Consider the following 4,818-nt stretch of genomic DNA (forward strand, 5'->3'; position numbering starts at 1 on the left):
AACGAAACAAACAACGTGAAACGTCAATTTTTATTTTTAGATGCTAGACAAACTAACTTTATTGGAGAGTTTGATCCTGGCTCAGGATGAACGCTGGCGGCGTGCCTAATACATGCAAGTCGAGCGAATGGATTGAGAGCTTGCTCTCAAGAAGTTAGCGGCGGACGGGTGAGTAACACGTGGGTAACCTGCCCATAAGACTGGGATAACTCCGGGAAACCGGGGCTAATACCGGATAACATTTTGAACTGCATGGTTCGAAATTGAAAGGCGGCTTCGGCTGTCACTTATGGATGGACCCGCGTCGCATTAGCTAGTTGGTGAGGTAACGGCTCACCAAGGCAACGATGCGTAGCCGACCTGAGAGGGTGATCGGCCACACTGGGACTGAGACACGGCCCAGACTCCTACGGGAGGCAGCAGTAGGGAATCTTCCGCAATGGACGAAAGTCTGACGGAGCAACGCCGCGTGAGTGATGAAGGCTTTCGGGTCGTAAAACTCTGTTGTTAGGGAAGAACAAGTGCTAGTTGAATAAGCTGGCACCTTGACGGTACCTAACCAGAAAGCCACGGCTAACTACGTGCCAGCAGCCGCGGTAATACGTAGGTGGCAAGCGTTATCCGGAATTATTGGGCGTAAAGCGCGCGCAGGTGGTTTCTTAAGTCTGATGTGAAAGCCCACGGCTCAACCGTGGAGGGTCATTGGAAACTGGGAGACTTGAGTGCAGAAGAGGAAAGTGGAATTCCATGTGTAGCGGTGAAATGCGTAGAGATATGGAGGAACACCAGTGGCGAAGGCGACTTTCTGGTCTGTAACTGACACTGAGGCGCGAAAGCGTGGGGAGCAAACAGGATTAGATACCCTGGTAGTCCACGCCGTAAACGATGAGTGCTAAGTGTTAGAGGGTTTCCGCCCTTTAGTGCTGAAGTTAACGCATTAAGCACTCCGCCTGGGGAGTACGGCCGCAAGGCTGAAACTCAAAGGAATTGACGGGGGCCCGCACAAGCGGTGGAGCATGTGGTTTAATTCGAAGCAACGCGAAGAACCTTACCAGGTCTTGACATCCTCTGAAAACCCTAGAGATAGGGCTTCTCCTTCGGGAGCAGAGTGACAGGTGGTGCATGGTTGTCGTCAGCTCGTGTCGTGAGATGTTGGGTTAAGTCCCGCAACGAGCGCAACCCTTGATCTTAGTTGCCATCATTAAGTTGGGCACTCTAAGGTGACTGCCGGTGACAAACCGGAGGAAGGTGGGGATGACGTCAAATCATCATGCCCCTTATGACCTGGGCTACACACGTGCTACAATGGACGGTACAAAGAGCTGCAAGACCGCGAGGTGGAGCTAATCTCATAAAACCGTTCTCAGTTCGGATTGTAGGCTGCAACTCGCCTACATGAAGCTGGAATCGCTAGTAATCGCGGATCAGCATGCCGCGGTGAATACGTTCCCGGGCCTTGTACACACCGCCCGTCACACCACGAGAGTTTGTAACACCCGAAGTCGGTGGGGTAACCTTTTTGGAGCCAGCCGCCTAAGGTGGGACAGATGATTGGGGTGAAGTCGTAACAAGGTAGCCGTATCGGAAGGTGCGGCTGGATCACCTCCTTTCTATGGAGAATTGATGAACGCTGTTCATCAATATAAGTTTCCGTGTTTCGTTTTTTTGAGAGAACTATCTCTCATATATAAATGTATGTTCTTTGAAAACTAGATAACAGTGTAGCTCATTCTTTTCTATGGAGAATTGATGAACGCTGTTCATCAATATAAGTTTCCGTGTTTCGTTTTGTTCAGTTTTGAGAGAACTATCTCTCATATATAAATGTATGTTCTTTGAAAACTAGATAACAGTGTAGCTCATATTTTTTAATTTTTAGTTTGGTTAAGTTAGAAAGGGCGCACGGTGGATGCCTTGACACTAGGAGTCGATGAAGGACGGGACTAACGCCGATATGCTTCGGGGAGCTGTAAGTAAGCTTTGATCCGAAGATTTCCGAATGGGGAAACCCACTATACGTAATGGTATGGTATCCTTACCTGAATACATAGGGTATGGAAGACAGACCCAGGGAACTGAAACATCTAAGTACCTGGAGGAAGAGAAAGCAAATGCGATTTCCTGAGTAGCGGCGAGCGAAACGGAACATAGCCCAAACCAAGAGGCTTGCCTCTTGGGGTTGTAGGACATTCTATACGGAGTTACAAAGGAACGAGGTAGACGAAGCGACCTGGAAAGGTCCGTCGTAGAGGGTAACAACCCCGTAGTCGAAACTTCGTTCTCTCTTGAATGTATCCTGAGTACGGCGGAACACGTGAAATTCCGTCGGAATCTGGGAGGACCATCTCCCAAGGCTAAATACTCCCTAGTGATCGATAGTGAACCAGTACCGTGAGGGAAAGGTGAAAAGCACCCCGGAAGGGGAGTGAAAGAGATCCTGAAACCGTGTGCCTACAAATAGTCAGAGCCCGTTAATGGGTGATGGCGTGCCTTTTGTAGAATGAACCGGCGAGTTACGATCCCGTGCAAGGTTAAGCTGAAGAGGCGGAGCCGCAGCGAAAGCGAGTCTGAATAGGGCGTTTAGTACGTGGTCGTAGACCCGAAACCAGGTGATCTACCCATGTCCAGGGTGAAGTTCAGGTAACACTGAATGGAGGCCCGAACCCACGCACGTTGAAAAGTGCGGGGATGAGGTGTGGGTAGCGGAGAAATTCCAATCGAACCTGGAGATAGCTGGTTCTCCCCGAAATAGCTTTAGGGCTAGCCTTAAGTGTAAGAGTCTTGGAGGTAGAGCACTGATTGAACTAGGGGTCCTCATCGGATTACCGAATTCAGTCAAACTCCGAATGCCAATGACTTATCCTTAGGAGTCAGACTGCGAGTGATAAGATCCGTAGTCAAGAGGGAAACAGCCCAGATCGCCAGCTAAGGTCCCAAAGTGTGTATTAAGTGGAAAAGGATGTGGAGTTGCTTAGACAACTAGGATGTTGGCTTAGAAGCAGCCACCATTTAAAGAGTGCGTAATAGCTCACTAGTCGAGTGACTCTGCGCCGAAAATGTACCGGGGCTAAATACACCACCGAAGCTGCGAATTGATACCAATGGTATCAGTGGTAGGGGAGCGTTCTAAGTGCAGTGAAGTCAGACCGGAAGGACTGGTGGAGCGCTTAGAAGTGAGAATGCCGGTATGAGTAGCGAAAGACGGGTGAGAATCCCGTCCACCGAATGCCTAAGGTTTCCTGAGGAAGGCTCGTCCGCTCAGGGTTAGTCAGGACCTAAGCCGAGGCCGACAGGCGTAGGCGATGGACAACAGGTTGATATTCCTGTACCACCTCTTTATCGTTTGAGCAATGGAGGGACGCAGAAGGATAGAAGAAGCGTGCGATTGGTTGTGCACGTCCAAGCAGTTAGGCTGATAAGTAGGCAAATCCGCTTATCGTGAAGGCTGAGCTGTGATGGGGAAGCTCCTTATGGAGCGAAGTCTTTGATTCCCCGCTGCCAAGAAAAGCTTCTAGCGAGATAAAAGGTGCCTGTACCGCAAACCGACACAGGTAGGCGAGGAGAGAATCCTAAGGTGTGCGAGAGAACTCTGGTTAAGGAACTCGGCAAAATGACCCCGTAACTTCGGGAGAAGGGGTGCTTTCTTAACGGAAAGCCGCAGTGAATAGGCCCAAGCGACTGTTTAGCAAAAACACAGCTCTCTGCGAAGCCGTAAGGCGAAGTATAGGGGGTGACACCTGCCCGGTGCTGGAAGGTTAAGGAGAGGGGTTAGCGTAAGCGAAGCTCTGAACTGAAGCCCCAGTAAACGGCGGCCGTAACTATAACGGTCCTAAGGTAGCGAAATTCCTTGTCGGGTAAGTTCCGACCCGCACGAAAGGTGTAACGATTTGGGCACTGTCTCAACCAGAGACTCGGTGAAATTATAGTACCTGTGAAGATGCAGGTTACCCGCGACAGGACGGAAAGACCCCGTGGAGCTTTACTGTAGCCTGATATTGAATTTTGGTACAGTTTGTACAGGATAGGCGGGAGCCATTGAAACCGGAGCGCTAGCTTCGGTGGAGGCGCTGGTGGGATACCGCCCTGACTGTATTGAAATTCTAACCTACGGGTCTTATCGACCCGGGAGACAGTGTCAGGTGGGCAGTTTGACTGGGGCGGTCGCCTCCTAAAGTGTAACGGAGGCGCCCAAAGGTTCCCTCAGAATGGTTGGAAATCATTCGTAGAGTGCAAAGGCATAAGGGAGCTTGACTGCGAGACCTACAAGTCGAGCAGGGACGAAAGTCGGGCTTAGTGATCCGGTGGTTCCGCATGGAAGGGCCATCGCTCAACGGATAAAAGCTACCCCGGGGATAACAGGCTTATCTCCCCCAAGAGTCCACATCGACGGGGAGGTTTGGCACCTCGATGTCGGCTCATCGCATCCTGGGGCTGTAGTCGGTCCCAAGGGTTGGGCTGTTCGCCCATTAAAGCGGTACGCGAGCTGGGTTCAGAACGTCGTGAGACAGTTCGGTCCCTATCCGTCGTGGGCGTAGGAAATTTGAGAGGAGCTGTCCTTAGTACGAGAGGACCGGGATGGACGCACCGCTGGTGTACCAGTTGTTCTGCCAAGGGCATAGCTGGGTAGCTATGTGCGGAAGGGATAAGTGCTGAAAGCATCTAAGCATGAAGCCCCCCTCAAGATGAGATTTCCCATAGCGTAAGCTAGTAAGATCCCTGAAAGATGATCAGGTTGATAGGTTCGAGGTGGAAGCATGGTGACATGTGGAGCTGACGAATACTAATAGATCGAGGACTTAACCATATAATATGTAGCAA

General features: G+C 50.7%; 2 rRNA genes. Both read left to right on the forward strand.

The features are described 5' to 3' along the window. The first annotated feature begins 58 nt into the window (after positions 1 to 58). Positions 59 to 1,610: ribosomal RNA gene (locus DN400_RS25420) — 16S ribosomal RNA — on the forward strand. 272 nt (positions 1,611 to 1,882) lie between these two features. After that, positions 1,883 to 4,804: ribosomal RNA gene (locus DN400_RS25425) — 23S ribosomal RNA — on the forward strand. Together the 16S and 23S rRNA genes form the textbook arrangement of a ribosomal RNA operon. Positions 4,805 to 4,818: the final 14 nt, after the last annotated feature.

Origin of the sequence: Bacillus sp. AR8-1 (assembly GCF_008042345.1) — a bacterium.
GTDB lineage: Bacteria > Bacillota > Bacilli > Bacillales > Bacillaceae_G > Bacillus_A > Bacillus_A cereus.